A 20453-nucleotide genomic window follows, 5' to 3' on the forward strand; every position below is an offset into this window, starting at 1 on the left:
CCAAGAAAACGCCCCAGGAAACGCCCAAGGTAGATGCGATGAGCAAGATCACAGGACCCTTCGTCGCCGTCGTCACCCCCTTCGACGCGGAGGAGCGGATGAACGAGGCGGCGCTGCGCCGGCAGGTGGCGCGGCAGGCGGCCGCCGGCAACGGCGTCTTCTGCGCGGGCACCAACGGGGAGTTCTACGCGCTCTCCGTCGACGAGAAGCGCCGCGCCGCCGAACTGTGCGTGGAGGCCGCCGCCGGCCGCGTGCCGGTGCTGGCCCACATCGGTGAGATTTCCACCCACCAGACCATCACGCTGGGCCGCGACATCGCCCGGCTGGGCGTCAAGGCGGTGTCGGCGATCACGCCGTCCTTCATCGCCTGCTCGCAGGAGGAGCTGATCGGCTATTACCGCCGGGTGGCGGACGCGCTGACCGTGCCGCTTTACCTCTACAACATCCCGGCGCGCACCGGGAACACGCTGACCCCGGAGGCCGCCCGCATCCTGGCCGACCACCCCAACATCGTCGGCATCAAGGACAGCGCCGGCTCGCAGGACAGCCTGGACGGCTTCCTCGCCGTGGCCCGCGAGCGTGACGATTTCGACGTGATGGTCGGCCCGGATTCGCTGATCCTGCACGGGCTGCGCAACGGCGCCGCCGGCTGCGTCTCCGGCCTCGGCAACGTGGCACCCCTGACCCTGAACCGCATCTGGACCGCCTTCATGGCGGACGAGAACGAGGCCGCCGAGGCCGCCCAGGCCCATTTCGGCCAGCTCCGCAAGGACCTCTACGCGCTGGGCTTCCCGCCTTCCATGGTCAAGCGGGCGCTGTGCCACGCGATGCCGGAGGTCGGCCACAGCCGCGGCCCGGTGCTGATCGACGGGGAGACCGACCGCGCCATCGCCACCCTGGCCGTCCGCTACGCCGAGGCCGCCGACGGTTCGCAGGAGTGACGCCCATGGTGACGCCCATGACCACCGCATCGACCCTGTCCCATCAAGCCGCTCCGCCGCCGGAGCCGGAGCGCCGCGGCCCGCTGGTTCCGGCGGCCGACGATCCCCGCCGCATCGACGCCTACCTGCCGTCGCCCTGCGTGCAGAACCACGCCGCCAATCTGGCGCTGCTGCCCAACGGCGACCTGCTGTGCGCCTGGTTCGGCGGCACGCAGGAGGGCATCCCCGACGTGTCCATCCACGTCGCCCGCCTGCCGGCCGGCGGCGACCGCTGGGAGGCGCCGGTCAAACTGTCCGACGATCCCGGCCGGTCGGAGCAGAACCCGGTCCTGTTCCCGGCGCCCGACGGCACGCTGTGGCTGATGTACACCGCCCAGATCTCCGGCCACCAGGACACCGCCATCGTGCGCTGCCGCGTGTCGGCCGACCAGGGGCGGAGCTGGGGGCCGGTGCGCACCCTGTTCGAGGCCGAGGGCCACACCGGCGTCTTCATCCGCCAGCCGGTGGTGGTGCTGGACAACGGCGACTGGCTGCTGCCGACCTTCCTGTGCCACGGCACGCCGGGCCGCGCCTGGGTGGGCGACCACGACACCAGCGCCGTGCGCATCTCCAGCGACGGCGGCCGGACCTGGACCGAGCATGCGGTCTCCGACAGCACCGGCTGCGTCCACATGAACATCGTGCCGCTGGCCGACGGGCGGCTGGCCGCCTTCTACCGCAGCCGCTGGGCCGACCATGTCTACCGCAGCCTGTCCAGCGACGGCGGGCGGAGCTGGACCGCGCCGGAGCCGACGGAGCTGCCCAACAACAACTCCTCCATCCAGGTGACGGCCCTGTCCGACGGACGGCTGGCCATCGTTTACAACCACGCCAGCGCCGCCGACGCGACCGGCCGCCGGCTGGGCCTGTACGACGACATCGAGGATGCGGGCGAAGATGCGGGCGAAGGGACGGCCTCCGCAGCGTCCACCGCCGAGCCTGCGGCCGAACCTCCGGCGGAGGGGCGGACGGCCTTCTGGGGGGCGCCGCGCGCGCCGCTGACCCTGGCGCTGTCCTCCGACGGCGGGGTGACCTGGCCGCTGCGCCGCGACCTGGAGGTCGGCGACGGCTATTGCATGACCAACAATTCGAAGGAGAAGCTGAACCGGGAGTTCTCCTACCCGGCCATTCTCCAGACGCCGGACGGCCGGCTGCGCATCGCCTTCACCTATTTCCGGCAGGCGATCAAATACACCGAACTGCCGCCGGGCTGGGTCGATGCCGGCTGGGTCGAATCCGGCAGCGGGCGATAAGGGGGAAGGAAGCATGCCCATGAGAGCGACACAGATGGCGCCCATCGCCGGCCTGCGGCCGGTCGCACCGACGCTGATCCAGATCCGCAACCTGAAGAAGACCTACGCCGCCGGCCGGGTCCAGGCGCTGTCGAACATCAACCTCGACATCGCCGATGGCGAGTTCGTCTGCGTCGTCGGCCCGTCGGGCTGCGGCAAGAGCACGCTGCTGCGCATCCTGGCCGGGCTGGACGATTACGACAGCGGGCAGGTGATGCTCGGCACCAAGTTGGTCTCCGGCCCGTCGCGCGACGTCGGCGTGGTGTTCCAGCAGGCCAACCTGCTGCCCTGGCTGACGGTGCGCGAGAATGTGGCGCTGCCGCTGCGCGTCGGCGGCGGCCGGCCCGACGGAGCGGACGACGTGGACCGCCTGCTGGAGGTGGCCGGCCTGAAGGATTTTGGCGGCCGTTACCCCTACGAGCTGTCGGGCGGCATGCAGCAGCGCGCCGGCATTTGCCGCGCCCTGGTGCGCAACCCGCGCATCCTGCTGATGGACGAGCCGTTCGGCGCGCTGGACGCCCTGACCCGCGAGCGGATGAACCTGGAGCTGCAGCGCATCTGGCAGAGCACCGGCAAGACGGTGATGCTGATCACCCACTCGATCTCCGAGGCGATCTTCCTCGCCGACCGGGTGATCGTGATGTCCGCGCGTCCCGGCCGCGTGCTGCGCGAACTGACCGTGGACATCCCGCGCCCGCGCAGCAACGACACCATCATCAGCCACCCGGATTACCCGGCGCTCGCCAAGGAGATCCGCGCGCTTCTGACCGGACAGGGAGAGGAATGATGAGCAAGCCCGACATCACGCTGGCGGTCGCCGATCGCGCCATCGAGTCCGCCCCCGCCTCCGAATCCCCGCCGCGCGCGCCGCGCCCGGTCAACGGCACGCTGATCGCCGGATTGGGGCTGGTGGCGCTGTTCGCCGGCTGGGCGCTCGCCGTCCGCTTCCTCGACGTGCCGTCCTACATCCTGCCGTCGCCCGCCGCGGTGTGGAAGGCGCTGTGGTCGGGGCTGGCGGTGTCGCCCTCCGACCCGCTCGGCTACTATCTGCCGCTGTGGGGCACGCTGAAGAACGCCGCCATCGGTCTGGCGGCCGGCGGCGGGCTCGGGCTGCTGCTCGGCTCGCTGATGGCGGAGAGCCGCACCATCGAAAAGCTGCTGATGCCCTACGCCTTCGCCCTGCAGAGCCTGCCCAAGGTGGCCATCGCGCCGCTGGTGGTGATCTGGTTCGGCTTCGGCGACGGGTCGAAGATCGCCATCGCCGGCCTGCTGTCCTTCTTCCCGATCCTGATCAACAGCTTCACCGGTCTGCGCTCCGTCGATCCGGAGAAGATCGACCTGATGCGCTCGCTCTCCGCCTCGCGCTTCGAGACCTACCGCATCGTCAAGCTGCCGAACGCCGCCCCCTACATCTTCGCCGGCCTGGACATGGCGGTGGTCTATGCCCTGCTGGGCACCATCGTGGCGGAGTTCCTGGGCGCGCAGCAGGGCATGGGCGTCGTCATCACCCAGGCCCAGGCGGTGACCGACGTGGCCGGCGTCTTCGCGGCCCTGGTGATCCTGGGCGCCTTCGGCATCCTGCTGCACGGCATCGTGCGCGGGCTGGAGCAGCGCATCGTCCATTGGGGCAACCGCGGCCGCAAGTGAGCCGCGGCCCGAACAGCTTGAATTCAAACAACACGATCAAGGGGGAGGACACCATCATGACCAACTTCAGCGTCACCCGCCGCCAGTGCCTGCAGGCCGCCGGCGTCTTCGCCGCCGCCATGGCGCTCGGCCCGCGCTCGCTCTTCGCGCAGTCCGCCCCGCGCACCGTGCGGCTGGGCGTCGGGCTGAAGTCGCTGAACGCCAGCGTCATCAACCTGCTGATTGGCGAGGCGCTGGGCTACAACGCCGCCGAGGGCTTCACCGTCAAGGGCATGGCGGTGGGCGGCAACGCCAACGTCCAGGTCGCGGTGGACCGCGGCGACGTGGAGGTCGGCATCGCCGTGCCGTCCTACGCGCTGCCGATCCTCGCCAAGGGCGAGTGGGGCGAGGCCATCAGCTTCTATCAGTACACCTACCCCTACAAATGGGACGTGGCGGTGAAGCCGGGCTCGGTGCTCAAGAGCTACGCCGACCTCAAGGGCAAGAACATCGGGGTGTCAGATTTTGGCGGCACCGAATATCCGGTGACCCGCAACGTCCTGAAGAATCTCGGCATCGACCCCGACCGCGACGTGAAGTGGACGGCGGTGGGTGGCGGCGTGCCGGCCGGCGTGGCGCTGCAGCGCGGGGCGGTCGACGCGCTCGCCTACTACGACACCGGCTTCGGCCTGATCGAGGGGGCGGGCATCCCCTTCGAGATCCTGACCCGCCCGCAGGGCCTGCCGATGATCGGCGGCCAGTTCCTGATGACGCTGCGCGACAAGCTGAAGAGCGACCGCGCGCTGATGGTCGGCTTCGGCCGGTCGGCGGCCAAGGCCTCGACCTTCCTGCTCGCCAACCCGACGGCGGGGGCCAAGGCCTTCCTCAAGCTCTATCCGGAGACCGCGCCGCGCGGCAGCAGCGAGGAGGAGGCCGTCAAGGCGGTGCTGGTCGCGGTCAGCCGCCGCATCAAGCTCTACCAGCCGCCCTATCCGGGCTTCAAGATGGGCCAGATCAACCCGGACGAGTTCACCACCGAGATGGCGCTGAACGGCATGGAGGCGAAGGACCTGTCGCGCTTCTACACCAACGACCTGATCGCGGACATCAACGCCTTCGACGCCGAGGCGGTGAAGGCCCAGGCGATGAGCTACAATGGCTGAGCGGTCGGACGTGGGGCGGCCCGAGGTGAAGCGGCCCGCGCCTCTCGGCCGGGCGCTGGTGACCGGGGTCAGCTCCGGCATCGGCGCGGCCATCGCGGCTCGCCTGCTGGACGACGGCTGGGAGGTGGTGGGGATGAGCCGCACCGCCCCCGCCATCGACCATCCGGCCTTGCGCTTCGTCGCCGTCGATCTGATGGACGCCGGGGCGCTGGCCGACGCCTTGGCCGGCCTGCCGCCGGTGCGGGCGGTGGTCCACGCCGCCGGCATCCTGCGCGTCGGCCGGCTCGGCGAGGCGGAAAGCGCCATGGCGGACGCGCGGGCGATGTGGCGCTTGCATGTCGAGGCGGCGACGCAGCTCGTCGAGCACGCCGTCCCCGCCATGGAGGAGGGCGGGCGCGTCGTGCTGATCGGCAGCCGCACGTCGGACGGCTCGGCCGGGCGCGGCCAGTACGCGGCCAGCAAGGCGGCGCTGTCGGGACTGGCCCGCTCCTGGGCGATCGAGCAGGCGCCGCGCGGCGTCACGGTGAACGTCGTCGCTCCCGGCGCCACCGACACGCCGATGCTGGCCGACCCCAACCGCGCCGGCGTGCAGCCGAAGCGGCCCCCCATCGGCCGTTTCGTGAAGCCGGAGGAAGTTGCGGCCCTGACCGCCTTCCTGCTGTCGGACGCGGCGGCCAGCATCACCGGCCAGCGCATCGTGGTGTGCGGCGGTGCCTCCCTGGTGTGAAGCGCCTTTTCCGGTTCAGTAAGCCTGGACGAGGCGCGGCACCCAGCGGACGTAGGTGAGCATCGCCGCCAGTTCCACCAGCGTCTGCGTCACCACCACCGCGGGCACCAGCGCCCCGCCGTCCGGGACGGCGAAGGCCAGCGGCAGGACGACCAGGGAGTTGCGCGTGCCGCCGCTGAAGACGACGGCCCGCGCCGCCCCGGTCTCCAGCCGGAACAGGCGCGCCACGGCCCGGCCGGCGTAGGGCATCACGATCGCGAAGGCGATGTAGAGCGGCACGGCCAGGGCCACCGCCCGCGCCTGGGCCGCCACGTCGGCAGCGACCGAGGCGACGACCAGGAACAGCACCAGCGCCATCAGCGGCACCGGCAGCCATGCCAGGGCGTCCGCGGCGGATTTTCCGACACCGCCGCGCGCCGCCCAGGCCTGCGTCGCCCCGGCCAGCGCCAGCGGCACGGCGATCAACCAGACGAAGGCGTCGATGAAGGGACCGGGCCGCATCAGCGCCGCCGCTCCCTCCCCGGCGAACAGGCCGAGACAGACGGGCAGGAGCAGCATCTGGACGAGCAGCAGCACCGGCGTCGCCGCCAGCACCAGCCGCGCGTCGCCGCGCCCGAGATGGGTGAAGACGACGACATAGTCGATGCAGGGCGCCAGCAGGACCAGCAGCACGCCGAGCCGCACCGCCGCCTGCTCCGCCGGCAGGACGGAGACCAGCCCGAAGACCACGCAGGGCACCACCGCGAAATTGACCAGCAGCAGGGCCAGCAGGAAGCGGGTGTTGGTGACGCTGCGCCGCAGGTCGCCCAGCGGGACCTGGAGAAAGGTGACGTAGATCAGCGCGGCGAGGGTGGGGTTGATTCCCGCGTCCCAGAGTTCGCCCGGCAGGACGGCGGCGCTCAGCAGACCGGCCGCGACCGCGACGAAATAGACGGTGACCTGATGGTTTTCCAAATCCGCGCGGGTGACGGCGGCCATGTCTCGGCTCCCGGTCATGGATTGTCCTTGTCGGCCTGCGGAACCCGCCTGGTCACGGGCAGCAGCGGCCGTCCTCGTGGTGGGGCGACAGCGCCTCGATGATGCGGCACTCGGCCATCCGGCCGCCGCGCCGGCACTGGTGGGCCAGCCGGTCCAACTCCTCGCGCAGGCGCTCCAGATCGGCGATCTTCCTCTCCACTTCACCCAGCTGTTCGAGGACCAGGGCGTCGACCTCGTCGCAGGGGCGGTCCGGCTGGTCGGCCAGATCGAGCATCGCCCGCACCGTCTCCAGCGGGAAGCCGAGGTCGCGCACCCGCCGGACGAAGGTCAGCCGCCGCACATGGTCGTGGCCGTAGCTGCGGTAGTTGCCCGCCGTGCGGGCGGGCGCCGGCAGGATGCCGATCTTCTCGTAGAAGCGGATGGTCTCGACCTTGGTGCCGGTCTGCTTGCCGAGCGCGCCGATGGACAGCTCCTGTTTCGCCATCACAAACCCTCTTGACCCTGTAGTAACTCCAGGGTCCATGGTAGCGCACGACAGGCAGCCGCGCACCCTCCAATGGCGCGGTCCGCCACACCGCCGGTCGGAGTGGATCATGCAGGACAGGACAATCGAGGCCGCCCCGGGCACCGGGCAGGCCTTGCGCTACAAGGTGGCGGGCATGGATTGCCCGAGCTGCGTCGGCAAGATCGAAACCGCGCTGCGCCGCCTGCCGGGGGCGTCGGGTGTCGGGCTCAACCACCATTCGCAGATTCTGCGGCTGACGCTGGACGAGGCGGCGACGCCGCGCGCGACGGTCGAGGCGACGATCCGCGGCCTCGGCTTCGGGGTGGAGCCCGCCGACACGATCCACATCGCCGACGGAGACGGCGTGGTTACCGACGCCATCAGCGGAACGGAGCCCCGCTGGTGGCAGACCGGCCGGGGCCGCCTCACCATCCTGATCGCTCTGTTGGTCGCCGGCGGCTATCCGCTGTCCTGGCTGGCGCCGGGCGTGGCGGATTACGCGCCGGTGCCCGCCGCCCTGTTCGGGCTGGCCGTCTTCGGGCGCCGCGCCGTCCGGCTCGCCCGCTCTGGCTCGCCTTTCAGCATCGAAATGCTGATGTCGGTGGCGACGCTGGGCGCGCTCGTCATCGGGGAGGCGGAGGAAGCCGCGGTGGTCGTCCTGCTCTTCGCCATCGGCGAACTGCTGGAGGGTGTGGCCGCCGGGACCGCCCGTTCGGGCATCCGGGCGCTGTCGGCCCTGGTCCCGCGGACCGCCCTGCTGATCGAAGGGGAGAGCGCCCGCGCGGTGCCGGTGGAGCGGCTGGAGGTCGGGCAGCTCGTGCTCGTCCGGCCCGGCGACCGCGTGTCCGCCGACGGCGTGGTGGAGGAGGGCGAGTCCGACATCGACGAATCCCCGGTGACCGGTGAATCCGTGCCGGTCGCCAAGACCGTGGGCTCTTCGGTCTTCGCCGGCGGTATCAACGCCACCGGCGTGCTGCGCGTCCGGGTCACCCGCAAGGCGTCGGACAACACCATCGCCCGCATCGTCCAGCTCGTCGAGGAGGCGCAGGCCGCCAAATCGCCGACCGCGCGCTGGATCGAGCGGTTCAGCGCCCGCTACACCCCAGCCGTCATCGCCGCGTCGGTCCTCGCCGTCCTGGTGCCGCCGCTGGCCTTCGGCGGGGATTGGCACACTTGGATCTACCGCGGTCTGGCGCTGCTGCTGATCGGCTGCCCCTGCGCGCTGGTCCTCTCCACCCCGGCGGCCATCGCCTCCGGGATCGCCGCGGGCGCCCGGCGAGGCCTGCTCATCAAGGGCGGCGCCGCGCTGGAGGCGATCGGCAAGGTGCGGACCATCGCCTTCGACAAGACCGGGACGCTGACCCTCGGGCAGCCGCGCGTCACCGACCTCCTCCCGCTCGACGGAAACGAGCGCACGCTGCTCGGCCTCGCCGCCACGGTCGAGAACGGTTCGGCCCACCCGCTGGCCCGCGCCATCCTGGAGCGCGCGGCGGCCGACGGCGTGCCGCTGCGTCCGGCCCGCGACCGCAAGGCCGTGCCGGGACGCGCGGTGCAGGCCGTGGTCGGCGGGCGCCTGATCGAGGTCGGCTCTCCCCGCCACGCCGTCGAGCGGGCCGTCGCCGGGTCCTTGCCCGCCGACACCGTCGCCGCCTTCGAGGAGGAGGGCAAGACGGTCGCCGTGGTCCTGGCGGATGGCCGGCCCATCGGGCTCCTGGCGCTGCGCGACGAGCCACGGCCCGACGCCGCCCAGGGGATCGCCGCGCTGCGCGGGCTCGGCGTGCGCAGCGTCATGCTGACCGGCGACAACCGCCGCACCGGTCAGGCGGTCGCCCGGACGCTCGGCCTGGAGGTCGAGGCCGAACTGCTGCCGGAGGACAAGCTGCGCGCGATCGCGGGTTTGAAAAAGGAAGGGGCGGTCGCGATGATCGGCGACGGAATCAACGACGGCCCCGCGCTGGCCGCCGCCGACGTTGGAATCGCCATGGGCGGCGGCACCGACGTCGCGCTGGAGACCGCCGACGCCGCCCTGCTGGGCAACCGCGTCGAGGGGGTGGCCGACCTCGTCACCCTGTCGCGGGCGACGCTCGCCAACATCCACCAGAACGTCGCCTTCGCGCTCGGCCTGAAGGCGGTCTTCCTGGTGACGACGCTGTTCGGCATCACCGACCTGTGGCTGGCCATCCTGGCGGACACCGGGGCCACCATCCTCGTCACGCTCAACGCGCTGCGCCTGCTCCGCCGCAAGGGTGTGAGCCCGGCGCCGGCACTCTGAAGGAGACCATCATGAGTTTGCCATGGGCGGCCCTGTCCGCTGGTCTGAGTTCCGCTGGTTTGAAACTGGCGGGGACCATCGGCGCCGCGGTCCTGGTCCTCGATCAGCTCACCAAATGGGTGGCGCTGGAGCATCTTCTGGATCCGCCGCGGCTGATCGAGGTCACGCCGTTTCTCAATTTCGTGCTCGGCTTCAACACCGGCGTCAGCTTCAGACTGCTGGAGAACGACAGCGTCTACGGCCCCTGGCTGCTCTCCGGAGCGGCACTGCTCGTCGTCGCGGTTCTCGTGGTCTGGGCGGCCCGCTCGGACAGCCGCGCCGAGGCGGCGAGCTTCGGCGCGATCGCGGGCGGGGCGGTGGGCAACGTCGTCGACCGCCTCCGCCAGGGCGCCGTCACCGACTTCATCGACGTGCACGCCTTCGGCTGGCACTGGCCGACCTTCAACGTCGCCGACATCGGCATCACCGGCGGCGTCGGCTTGCTGCTGCTCTCCGGGCTGTGGCCGCGCAAGGCGTCCGACGACGACACCCCGGCCAATCGGGATGGCGCGCCCCGCTGATCCAACGCTTATGATCCGGCGGCCGCCACGGCGCGCTTCAGGACGTCGAAGACGCGCGGGTCGCCCATCTGGGCGACGTTGAAGCGCAGAAAGCCGGCGGCGGACTGGCCGACGCTGAAGACATTGCCGGGGGCGAGGACCACCTGTTCGTCCAGCGCCGCCCGTGCGACCGCCGCAGCGTCCCGGCCGTCCGGCAGGCTGCACCAGAGATAGAAGCCGCCGCGCGGCATCAGCCAGGGGTGCAGGCCGATGGGCGCGAGCCGGTCCGCCGTGTCGCGCCGCAGCCGCTCCAGGCGGCGGCGGAGCCCGTCGAGATGCCTGCGGTAGCCGCCGTCGCCGAGGGTTGCGAGGACGAGTTCGGCAGCGACCGGGCTCGGACCGCCGAAATTCGTCGCGACCTGCAGATCGACCAGGGCCTCCACCCAGTCCGGCCGCGCCGCGAGGTAGCCGCAGCGGACCGAGGCGGAGAGCGTCTTGGAGAAGCTGCCGATCCGGATGACCTGGGCCAGCCCGTCGAGGACGGCGAGGCGCGGCGAGGGGTCCGGCTCGAAACCGGCGAAGATGTCGTCCTCGACGATGACGACGTCGTGGGCGGCGGCGGCCTTGAGCAGACGGTGCGCCGTCTGCGGCGACATTGTGGCGCCGGTCGGGTTGTGCAGCGCCGCGTTGGTGATGTAGAGGCGGGGGTGGTGTTCGGCCAGCGCCGCGGCGAACCGCGCGGTGTCCGGGCCGCTCGGCGTGTAGGGCACGCCGACGATGCGGACCTGATGGGCGCGCAGCAGGGCCTGGAAGTTGAAATAGCAGGGGTCGTCGACCAGCACCGCATCGCCGGGGCGCAGCAGGAAACGGCAGATCAGGTCGATCGCCTGGGTTCCCGATCCGGTCAGCAGGATCTGCTCGGCTCCGACGGCGATTCCCTCCTCCGCGAACTGCCGCGCCAGGAGCCGGCGCAGGGCGAGCGAGCCGCGCGTGCCCCCATAATCCGCCAGCAGGGCATCGTCGGCGTTTGCGAGGCGGCGGAGGGCGCGGCGCAGGGCGGTGTTGGGCATCCAGTCCGCCGGCAGCCACCCGCAGCCGGGCTTCAGCATCTCCGCGCCGGCGTCGAGCGACTGGCGTGACACCCAGAAGGGATCGATCGCCCGGTCGCGGCGCGGTTCCGCCTCGGCCAGGGCCAGCGGCGGCAGGGCGCCGGACACGTAGAAGCCCGATCCGGGCCGCGAGCGGATCACGCCGTCCGCGGCGAGACGGTCGTAGGCCTCCACCACGGTCGAGGGCGACACGCCCATGGTGGAGGCGAAGCGGCGGATGGAGGGAAGCCGGTCCCCCGGAGACAGCCGGCGGTCCGCCATTCTCTGGCGGATCGCCTCCATCACCTCCGTCGTCCGTGTGCCCGTTCGGTTCGTCATCGCCCGGCCTTCGGCAAGTGTGCGGCTTTCAGTACCAATACAGTTCGGTGGAATTGTACGGGACCGTCGCTGTCTTCGCCAGCCCCCGCCGCGCTAGGGTCACCCGGCAAAGGGAACGGGATGGGAAAGGGTCGGGACATGCGGTGGGCGACGGCGGGCTGGGGCAGCGGGTTGCTGGGCGTTCTCATCTTCAGCGGGTCGCTGCCGGCGACGCGCGTCGCGGTCGGCGGCTTCTCGCCCTTGTTCCTGACCTCGGCGCGGGCGCTGATCGCCGCCCTGCTGGCGGGTGCCCTGCTGGCCGTGCTGCGGCAGGCCCGGCCGCGGCGCGGCGACCTTGTGCCGCTCGCGGTCGTGGCGCTCGGCGTGGTCGTCGGCTTTCCGCTGCTCACCGCGCTGGCGCTCCGCCACATCACCTCGGCGCAATCCATCGTCTTCATCGGCCTCTTGCCGCTCTCCACCGCGCTGTTCGGCGTGCTGCGCGGCCGGGAGCGGCCGAAGCCGGTCTTCTGGCTGTTCTCGGGCCTTGGCAGCCTCGCGGTGGTCGGCTTCGCCCTGGCGCAGGGCGGCGGCGCGTCGCTCACAGGGGCCGCCCTGATGGTGGCGGCCATCCTGCTCTGCGGGCTGGGCTACGCCGAGGGCGCGGTGCTGTCGCGCCGTCTGGGCGGCTGGCAGGTGATCTCCTGGGCGCTCGTGCTGACGACGCCGGCGATGGCCGGTCTGGCGCTGGCGACCATGCCGGACGGCTGGTCGGGCATCGGGGTTCCGGCCTGGATCGGCCTTGCCTACGTCTCCGTCTTCAGCATGCTGATCGGCTTCGTCTTCTGGTACCGGGGGCTGGCGCTCGGCGGCATCGCCGGGGTCGGGCAGTTGCAGCTGCTCCAGCCCTTTTTCGTGTTGACGCTGGCGGGCCTTCTGCTGAACGAGCCGGTGGCCTGGAGCATGATCGCCGTGACCGGGTTGATCGTGCTGTGCGTCGCCGGAGCCAAACGATTCGCGTGAGCGGCGTTTCCGCCTCCTGCCGCGGCTCCCTGCGGGTTTGAAGCCTCAGCCTATGTCCATTGGACTAGCAAATCGTTTCTCGCCGCCGCCCCCCGGATCAGCTTAAAGTGGCGTCCCGCCGTGCGGCTCCGGCCGCGCCCCTGTTGTAAAGGGGGGTTTAGAACAGGAAGGACGGGACTCCTGCGCATGTCCGACGAGACCGACGTCTCCACCGCTCCCGAATTCCTCGCCAGCGGTGGCGAGATGGGCGCATTGATGCGCGCGTTCGACTGGGCATCGACGGCGCTTGGCCCGCCCGAGGACTGGCCGCGCAGCCTGAAGACCGCGGTGCGGATCATGCTGACGTCCCGTCAGCCGATCTGGATCGGCTGGGGCGCGGAGCTGATCTACTTCTACAACGACGCCTACAAATCGATCATCGGCGGAAAGCATCCCTGGGCGCTCGGCCGCCCCACGTCGGTCGTCTGGCGGGAGATCTGGGGCGACATCGGCCCGATGCTGGCGACCGCCATGACGGGCGACGAAGGCACCTACGTCGAGGGGCAGCTCCTCATCATGGAGCGCAACGGCTATCCGGAGGAGACCTACTACACCTTCTCCTACAGCCCGGTGCCCGATGACGACGGCAGCCCCGGCGGCATCATCTGCGCCAACACCGACGACACGCAGCGGATCATCAGCGAACGGCAGCTCACCCTGCTGCGCGATCTGGCCGCCGGGACCGCCGACGCCCGCACCCTGCCGGAGGTGTGCGAGCGCAGCGCCCAGGCGCTCGCCACCAACCCGCGGGACATGCCGTTCGCGCTGCTCTACGTGGCGGAGCCCGATGGCGCGGGCGCCTTCCTCGCCGGGTCCTGCGGCATCGAGCGCGGCCATTTGGCGGCGCCGGAGGCGCTGGCGGTGGACGGCACGTCGGTGTGGCCTTTCACCCCCACGCTCCACGACCCGGTGCTGATCGGCGATCTGGCGGGGCTGTTCGGCGCCAGCCTGCCGCCGGGTGTCTGGCGTCGGCCGCCGGCCCAGGCCGCGGCGATCCCGATCCCGGCCAGCGGCGAGGCCGGGCGGGCCGGCCTTCTCGTCGTCGGGCTGAACCCGTTCCGCCTGTTCGACGACGGTTACCGGCGCTTCCTGGGGCTGGTCGCGGGGCAGATCGCCGCGGCCATCACCAACGTCCAGACCTACGAGGCCGAGCGCCGGCGGGCCGAGATGCTGGCCGAGATCGACCGCGCCAAGACGGTGTTCTTTTCAAACATCAGCCACGAGTTTCGCACGCCGCTGACCCTCATGCTGGGGCCGCTGGAGGAGGTGCTGCAGGCGGAACCGGACAGGATGCGCGAGCATCGCGAGGACCTGATGGTGGTCCATCGCAACGGGCAGCGCCTGCTCAAGCTCGTCAACGCGCTCCTGGACTTCTCGCGCATCGAGGCTGGCCGGGCCCAGGCGCGCTACGAACCGACCGACCTCGCCGCCTACACGGCGGAACTGGCGAGCGGTTTCCGCTCGGCCTGCGAGCGGGCCGGGCTGCACCTCGTCGTCGACTGCCCGCCGCTCCCCGGTCCGGTTCATGTCGATCGCGGCATGTGGGAGACGGTCGTCCTCAACCTGCTGTCGAACGCCTTCAAGTTCACCTTTCAGGGCGCGATCGTGGTTTCGCTGAGGCTGGTCGGCGAGGGCGCCGAACTTCGGGTGAGCGATTCCGGCACGGGCATCCTCGAATCCGAGCTGCCGCGCCTGTTCGAGCGCTTCCACCGGGTCGAGGGCGCGCGGGGCCGCAGCCACGAGGGCACCGGCATCGGCCTCGCCCTGGTCCAGGAACTCGTCAAGCTGCATGGCGGCACGATCCGGGTCGAGAGCGAAATGGACCACGGCTCGGTCTTCATCATCACCGTGCCGTTCGGCACCGCCCATCTGCCGCCGGAGCGCGTCCTGTCGGAGCCAACCGGCGCGTCGAGCGGCGCGCGCGCGCAGACTTTCGTCGAGGAGGCGCTGCGCTGGCTTCCCGGCTCGGCCGCCGCCGAAGACGTTGCGCCGGCCCCTTTCATCAGCGCCGCGGAGTCCATCGCGGCGCCGGAGACGGGCGCGTGTCCACGGCTCCTGCTGGCCGACGACAACGCCGACATGCGCGACTATGTGAGCCGCCTGCTGAACGGCCGCTACATCGTCGAGGCGGTGCCCGACGGTCAGGCCGCCCTGGCGGCGATCCACGCGAACCGTCCGGATCTCGTGCTGACCGACATCATGATGCCCGTGCTGGACGGCTTCGGCCTGCTGCGCGCGATCCGCGAGGACGCCGACCTGCGCGACCTGCCGGTCATTCTGCTGTCGGCCCGCGCCGGCGAGGAGGCGAGCGTCGAGGGGCTGTCGGCCGGCGCCGATGATTATCTGGTCAAGCCGTTCTCGGCGCGCGAGCTGATCGCCCGCGTCGACACCGCCCTGGCCATGGTGCGGCTGCGCCGCGAGGCGGACAACGCGCTGCGCGAGAGCGAGGCGCGTTTCCGCAATCTCGCCGACCACGCCCCGGTGATGGTCTGGGTCACCGAACTCGACGCCTCCTGCACCTATCTCAACAAGTCCTGGTACGAGTTCACCGGACAGACCCCCGAGACGGGGTTGGGCTTCGGCTGGCTGGACGCGACTCATCCCGACGACCGTCAGGCCGCCGAGGACGTGTTTCTGGCCGCCAACGCGAAGCAGGAGGCGTTCCGGTTGGAGTACCGGCTGCGACGGGTCGATGGGGTTTACCGCTGGGCGATCGACGCCGCCGCCCCGCGCTTCGACGCGGACGGCGGATTCCTCGGCTACATCGGTTCGGTGATCGACATCACCGAGCGCAAGGAGGTCGAGGACGCCCAGAAGCGCCTCAACGACCTGCTGGAGCAGCGCATCGCCTCGGCGGTCGCCGAGCGGGAGCGGGCCGAGGCGCAGCTCCGCCAGGCCCAGAAGATGGATGCGGTCGGCAAGCTGACCGGCGGGGTGGCGCACGACTTCAACAACCTGCTCCAGGTGATCTCCGGCAACCTCCAGCTCTTGGCGAAGGACATCGCGGGGAACGACCGCGCCGAACAGCGGCTGCAGAACGCGCTGAGCGGCGTCAGCCGGGGGTCGAAGCTGGTCGCCCAGCTCCTCGCCTTCGGCCGGCGCCAACCCCTGGCTCCTCGGGTGGTCAATCTGGGCCGGCTCGTCCGCGGCCTCGACGAGATGCTGCGCCGCGTCCTCGGCGAGGGCGTCGAGATCGAGACCATGATCGCGGGCGGCCTGTGGACCACCTTCGCCGACGAGAGCCAGGTGGAGAACGCGCTGCTCAATCTGGCGATCAACGCCCGCGACGCGATGAACGGCCACGGCCGGCTGACCATCGAGGCCGGCAACGCTTTCCTCGACGATCCCTACGCCGCCCGGCACGCCGAGGTGGAGCCCGGCCAGTATGTCATGCTGGCGGTGACGGACACCGGCTGCGGCATTCCGCCGGACGTGCTGGAGCACGTGTTCGAGCCGTTCTTCACGACCAAGCCGGAGGGGCAGGGCACCGGCCTGGGTCTCAGCATGGTCTACGGCTTCGTCAAGCAGTCTGGCGGGCACGTCAAGATCTACAGCGAGCCCGGCCAGGGCACCACGGTCCGCCTGTATCTTCCCCGCGCGCATCGCACCGAAGACGTGGTGACGGTGATAGACACCGGTCCGGAGACGGGCGGGTCGGAAACCGTGCTGGTGGTCGAGGACGACGACGATGTGCGGGCGACCGTGGTCGAGATGATGTCCGATCTCGGCTACCGCGTGCTCAAGGCGCGGGACGCGCAGAGCGCGCTGGCCATCGTGGAAAGCGGGGTGCCCATCGACCTGCTGTTCACCGACGTGGTCATGCCGGGGCCGCTGCGCAGCCCCGAACTGGCGCGCCGCGCGCAGGAGCGGCTGCCGGGGATCGCGGTCCTGTTCACCTCGGGCTACACCGAGAACGCGATCGTGCATGGCGGGCGGCTCGACCACGGCGTCGAACTGCTGAGCAAGCCCTACACCCGCGAGGCGCTGGCCCGCAAAGTCCGGCATGTCCTGCGCAACCAGCAGCAGAGGGCGAAGGGGGCGTCCGGAGACCGGGGCGCCGCCGCGAAGCCATCCGCCGTATCCGCGCCGGCGCCGCTGGCCGGCCGTCAGGGCCTGCGCGTCCTGCTGGTGGAGGACGATGCTCTGATCCGCCTCGTCACGGTGGAGATGCTGACCGGGCTCGGCCATTCGGTCGTCGAGGCCGGCAACGCCGAGGAGGCGCTGTCGATCGCCGAGACGCAGCCCGTCGACGCGCTGCTGACGGACATCAGCCTGCCGGGGATGTCGGGGGCCCAGCTGGCCGCCGCGCTGCGCAAACGCCACCCGGCCCTGCCGGTCGTCTTCGCATCGGGGGCCGACCGGGCGCCCGACGGCGGCGTCCACCTGCCGAAACCCTACGACGAGGCGGCGCTGGCTAGGGCGCTGGCAAGGGCGGCGCCGGACGAGGCGGGCGGATCGTCCCGCTGAGGGGCCTGTCCGCCGCCTCCACGACGTAGGCGCGCATCGTCAGGGCGGCCCTATGGCCGGACGCCCTCCGTCCCGCCACCGCGGACTTAGCAAGGGGCCGGGCGGAGGGCTCACGGCGTCAGGAACAGGGCCGAGGTCCAGACCCGCGACTGGTCGCGCTGGCGCGCGGTGAGGAACAGCGGATGCTCGCGGCCCGGGGCGAGGCCGAGGTCGGCGAGCCGGATGCGCCCGGCAAGGTCGCGGGGCAGCGGCGCCTCGGTGACGCGCTCCACCGTCACCTCCAGTTCGGTGCCGGGCAGGGTGCGGGTGACCCGCGCGGAGTCCGAGTCGGCCAGCAGCGCGTCGCCGTCGATGTCCAGGACCGCCTCCGGGGCGTGCGGGTTGGGCGGCGGGCTCAGCGGGTTGCCGACCTTCACATAAGTGCCGATGGCGAGACGCACCTGGATACGCGCGCCGGCCAGCCGCGACAACGCCAGCTCCACACCGTCGCTGTCGCCGTGGGTGACGGTGCGGATGGCGACGGTGGTCGCGTCGCGGCGCCAGCAACCCTGTTCCGGATGGTCGAAGCCGAAGGGCTCGACCCGCTGCACGGCGGCGCCGGTGATGGTGATCCCGCCGTCCCAGTAGGCGCCGCGGTAACGGTCCTTGATGCGGGCGCCGCCCAGCCGCAGGCGGATCTTCGTTTCTGACAGGCCCAGCTCGCGGTGCAGGTCGCGCTCCCAGACCAGCCGGTCGCCGTCGAACAGGCGCAGGCTCTCCCACCCGCGGTCGCCGAGCAGGCGATAGTCGAGCGCATCGTCGGTGCCGGCCCGCACCACCTCGCCCATCCAGCGGTCGCCGAGCCGCAGGCTGGCGAAGCTGCGCTCCCCGGTGGTCGCGAAGGTCCGCCGCGCCCGTAGCGCTTGGCCCACCGACGCGCGGTCCAGCCGGTCGGCGAAGACACCGGTCAGCCCGCCGCGCGCCCCGAACACCGCGGTCGCCGGCGCACCGCCGCCGCAGCGCCCCTGATGCTCGTCGCTGCTCGCCGAGGCGCCGAGCCGGTAGCCGCGGGCCAGGGCCTCCGCATAGACCCAGTGGAACTGGCCCCAGGCGGAGCCGATCTCGATCAGCCGCTCCAGCTCCGGGTGGTGCCAGTCGAGATTGCAGCGCCGCCCGCCGACATGGGGGATCAGCAGATGGCCTTCCGGATCGTCCTGATACGCGGCGTAGAGGTCGTCGAGCGGCCAGGCGCCGGGGCGCAGCGCGCCGCGGGTCGACTCGTTCCATTCGAAGGAGCGCACCGGCTGGCCCCGCCCGTCCGCCGGGAAGCGCGGCGCGCCGTCGCGCAGGAAGATCACGTTGTGGTCGCCGCCCGCTGCGGAATTGCCGCACCACTCCGTGCCGGGGTAGCAGACGAAGCGGCCCGGCTCGTTGCAGCGGTCGATCAGGCCGACTGCCTCGGTCCAGGCGCGCTCCGTCACGTTGAAGTCGTTGGCGGTGTAGCCCAGCACGTCCAGCCCGGCGACGTCGCGCCCGTAGGACAGGTTGTAGGCGGTGTCGTTGGTGCCCACCGTGTCGTTGGAATGGACGTGCAGGTCGGCGTAGACGGCGCGCGGCGCCCCGTCCTCGGCGGTGACGAAGGCTTCGGCGGGGGCGAGGCCCGGCGCCGTCGCGGCGATCCGCCATTCCCCGGCGCCGACGTCGAGCGCCTCGCGCCGGACCAGCCAGCCGTTCGCCTGCGGGTCCGGAGCCAGCGTGACCGTCCGCGCGCTCTCGCCACCCGGCCCGGTGCCATTTGGCCCCGTGATGGTCAGGGTGGCGTCCAGCGTGGCGTCGAGGCAGCAGTTGCCCCAGGCGTCGTCGGCGCGCAGCAGCAGCGACGCCGGGCCGGGGGCGATCAGCCGCGGCGCGACCAAGCGCAGGGTGGCGGGAGCGCCCGGAACGATGTCGATCACGCAGTCGCCCGGCACCTCCGCGTATTTCTGGCTGCCCAGCGGGTCGATGAAGACGCGGAAGCGGAAGCCCTGCTCGACGAAGGTCTGCACCCGCGTGCCCGGCCCGCCCTGGCGCCGGTCGCCCAGCCGGATCACGATGCGGTCGCCGGGATTCAGGTAGCCGTCGATCACGTCTATGACGATGGCCTTCTGGTAGGGCCGCTCATGCCCCTTCTGGTCGAAGCGCACCTTCAGCGCCTGCACGGTCGCCGGGCTTTGCCCCGGAACCAGCGGTCCGGCCTCGTACTCGGCGGAGACGAAGTTGGCCGCCGTGGGGTCGCTGGTCTGGAACAGCGCCCAGTCCGAATAGAACTTCATCGCCAGCTTGATCCCCGCCCCGTCGGCGAGGCCCGACCCGCCGACCTCGTAGGTCAGCGTCACCTCGGTCCATTCACCGGCCACCAGCCGCCGGTGGGAGCAGGCGGTCGCGCCGAGGAAGGGGCGGGCCTTGTTCCGCTCGTAAAGGCCGGTGGGGGCGATGTGGCCGGCGGGGACGGGATTGCTCATGGGACGGGACCTCGGGCAAGGGGGCGGCGCGCCGCGATGGGTAATACATTGCATAACAAGTTCGATAATACAATATAAGACATGTGGTGCGTCCCACCGGGAGGCGGCGATGAGCGGGGGCTTGAGCGGCTGGGGTTCCGGTGGCATCAAGGCGCGGATGCATTCGCCACGGGCGGGGAGGGGACGGTGGCCCCGATGAGGGACGGTTTGGTGCGGGACGGTTTGGTGCGGGAGAACGCGACGGCCCTCTACCGGCAGATCGCCGACCGGCTGCGCGAGGAGATCGCCGGGGGCCGGTTCGAGCCGTCGGGCCGCCTGCCGAGCGAGAGCGAGATCGGCATCCGCTTCGCGGTCAGCCGGGTGACGGTCCGCCTCGCGCTCGACCGGCTGGAGGCGGAAGGGCTGATCGAGCGGCGCAAGGGCAAGGGCACCTTCACCGCGGGCAAGCGCGTCCGCCACCCGCTGGACCGGCTGCGCAGCTTCCACGAATCCCTGCGGCTCCAGGGATTGAACGCCGGCATGCGTCCCCTGTCGGCGGGCATCACCGCCACGCCGCCGGACCTGACGGACGCGTTCGGTCCGCGCTGCCTGGAGGTGCGCCGCCTGCATCTGGTGGACGGGGAGCCGGTGGCCTTGGGGCGCAGCCTGCTGTCCCCGGAACTGGCGGGCGTCGATTGGACGGCTGTGGGGGAAAAGCCGATCTACGCCATCCTGCGGGAGGTCACCGGCAAGCCGGTGGTCGGCGCCGACGTCGAGGTCAAGGCCGAGGCTGCCGGCGCGGCGGTCGCCGAACCGCTCGGTGGGACGGTGGGGATGCCGGTGCTGGTGATGATCCGCCGGTCGTTCTTCGCGGACGGCGCGTGCGCCGACCACGCCGTTTTCCACGTCCGTCCGGAGCGCTACAGCTTCGTGCTGTCGCACCGCTGGGAGGGCTGAAGGCGGTCCCGGCCGCACATGCG

15 protein-coding genes are annotated in these 20453 nt (G+C 71.4%); 11 read left to right on the plus strand and 4 right to left on the minus strand.

Annotated elements, in window-relative coordinates; all coding sequences use genetic code 11:
• Positions 1–38 precede the first annotated feature (38 nt).
• From D3869_RS31170 to D3869_RS31195, 6 genes are read left to right on the plus strand one after another with little or no spacing between them, the layout of a single operon-like run.
• Positions 39–941, plus strand: a complete 903-nt coding sequence (locus D3869_RS31170; RefSeq protein WP_137143470.1) for a dihydrodipicolinate synthase family protein — start codon at positions 39–41, stop codon at positions 939–941.
• Positions 942–958: 17 nt separating this feature from the next.
• Entirely contained in the window at positions 959–2233 is a 1275-nt protein-coding gene (locus D3869_RS31175; protein WP_137143655.1) for a sialidase family protein, read from the plus strand.
• A gap of 13 nt (positions 2234–2246) precedes the next feature.
• On the plus strand, positions 2247–3059 hold the full coding sequence (locus tag D3869_RS31180) for an ABC transporter ATP-binding protein (RefSeq protein WP_432613449.1): 813 nt from the start codon (positions 2247–2249) through the stop codon (positions 3057–3059).
• Positions 3059–3919, plus strand: coding sequence for an ABC transporter permease (locus D3869_RS31185; RefSeq protein WP_247896075.1), 861 nt, complete (start codon positions 3059–3061; stop codon positions 3917–3919). Before D3869_RS31180 ends, D3869_RS31185 begins: the two co-directional genes overlap by 1 nt.
• A gap of 56 nt (positions 3920–3975) precedes the next feature.
• Complete coding sequence (locus D3869_RS31190) at positions 3976–5061, plus strand: ABC transporter substrate-binding protein (RefSeq protein WP_137143472.1); 1086 nt, start codon at positions 3976–3978, stop codon at positions 5059–5061.
• Entirely contained in the window at positions 5054–5788 is a 735-nt protein-coding gene (locus D3869_RS31195; RefSeq protein ID WP_137143473.1) for an SDR family NAD(P)-dependent oxidoreductase, read from the plus strand. Before D3869_RS31190 ends, D3869_RS31195 begins: the two co-directional genes overlap by 8 nt.
• Positions 5789–5803: 15 nt before the next feature.
• On the opposite strand, the gene D3869_RS31200 is transcribed toward D3869_RS31195, so the two are convergent.
• The gene (locus tag D3869_RS31200) at positions 5804–6784 is read right to left on the minus strand and encodes a bile acid:sodium symporter (RefSeq protein WP_247896076.1); all 981 of its coding nucleotides are present in this window, start codon (positions 6782–6784) and stop codon (positions 5804–5806) included.
• Positions 6785–6818: 34 nt separating this feature from the next.
• The gene (locus D3869_RS31205; protein ID WP_137143474.1) at positions 6819–7250 is read right to left on the minus strand and encodes a MerR family transcriptional regulator; all 432 of its coding nucleotides are present in this window, start codon (positions 7248–7250) and stop codon (positions 6819–6821) included.
• A 109-nt stretch (positions 7251–7359) separates the two neighbouring features.
• Between D3869_RS31205 and D3869_RS31210 the strand changes: the two genes are divergently transcribed.
• Positions 7360–9543: a heavy metal translocating P-type ATPase gene (locus tag D3869_RS31210; RefSeq protein ID WP_137143475.1), complete on the plus strand. Its 2184-nt coding sequence runs from the start codon at positions 7360–7362 to the stop codon at positions 9541–9543.
• A gap of 11 nt (positions 9544–9554) precedes the next feature.
• Positions 9555–10103, plus strand: coding sequence for a signal peptidase II (gene lspA, locus D3869_RS31215; RefSeq protein ID WP_137143476.1), 549 nt, complete (start codon positions 9555–9557; stop codon positions 10101–10103).
• 8 nt (positions 10104–10111) lie between these two features.
• Here lspA and D3869_RS31220 read toward each other — a convergent pair whose 3' ends face one another.
• Entirely contained in the window at positions 10112–11509 is a 1398-nt protein-coding gene (locus D3869_RS31220) for a PLP-dependent aminotransferase family protein (protein WP_137143477.1), read from the minus strand.
• A gap of 138 nt (positions 11510–11647) precedes the next feature.
• On the opposite strand from D3869_RS31220, the gene D3869_RS31225 reads away from it, so the two are divergent.
• Positions 11648–12508, plus strand: coding sequence for a DMT family transporter (locus D3869_RS31225; protein ID WP_137143478.1), 861 nt, complete (start codon positions 11648–11650; stop codon positions 12506–12508).
• A gap of 186 nt (positions 12509–12694) precedes the next feature.
• A complete protein-coding gene (locus D3869_RS31230) occupies positions 12695–17014 on the plus strand; it encodes a response regulator (RefSeq protein WP_247896077.1) in 4320 nt (1439 codons plus the stop codon).
• A gap of 110 nt (positions 17015–17124) precedes the next feature.
• Here D3869_RS31230 and D3869_RS31235 read toward each other — a convergent pair whose 3' ends face one another.
• A complete protein-coding gene (locus D3869_RS31235) occupies positions 17125–19494 on the minus strand; it encodes a hypothetical protein (protein ID WP_137143479.1) in 2370 nt (789 codons plus the stop codon).
• Positions 19495–19689: 195 nt separating this feature from the next.
• Between D3869_RS31235 and D3869_RS31240 the strand changes: the two genes are divergently transcribed.
• Positions 19690–20430, plus strand: coding sequence for a GntR family transcriptional regulator (locus tag D3869_RS31240; protein WP_137143480.1), 741 nt, complete (start codon positions 19690–19692; stop codon positions 20428–20430).
• Positions 20431–20453: the final 23 nt, after the last annotated feature.

The organism is Azospirillum brasilense, assembly GCF_005222205.1.
GTDB lineage: Bacteria > Pseudomonadota > Alphaproteobacteria > Azospirillales > Azospirillaceae > Azospirillum > Azospirillum brasilense_G.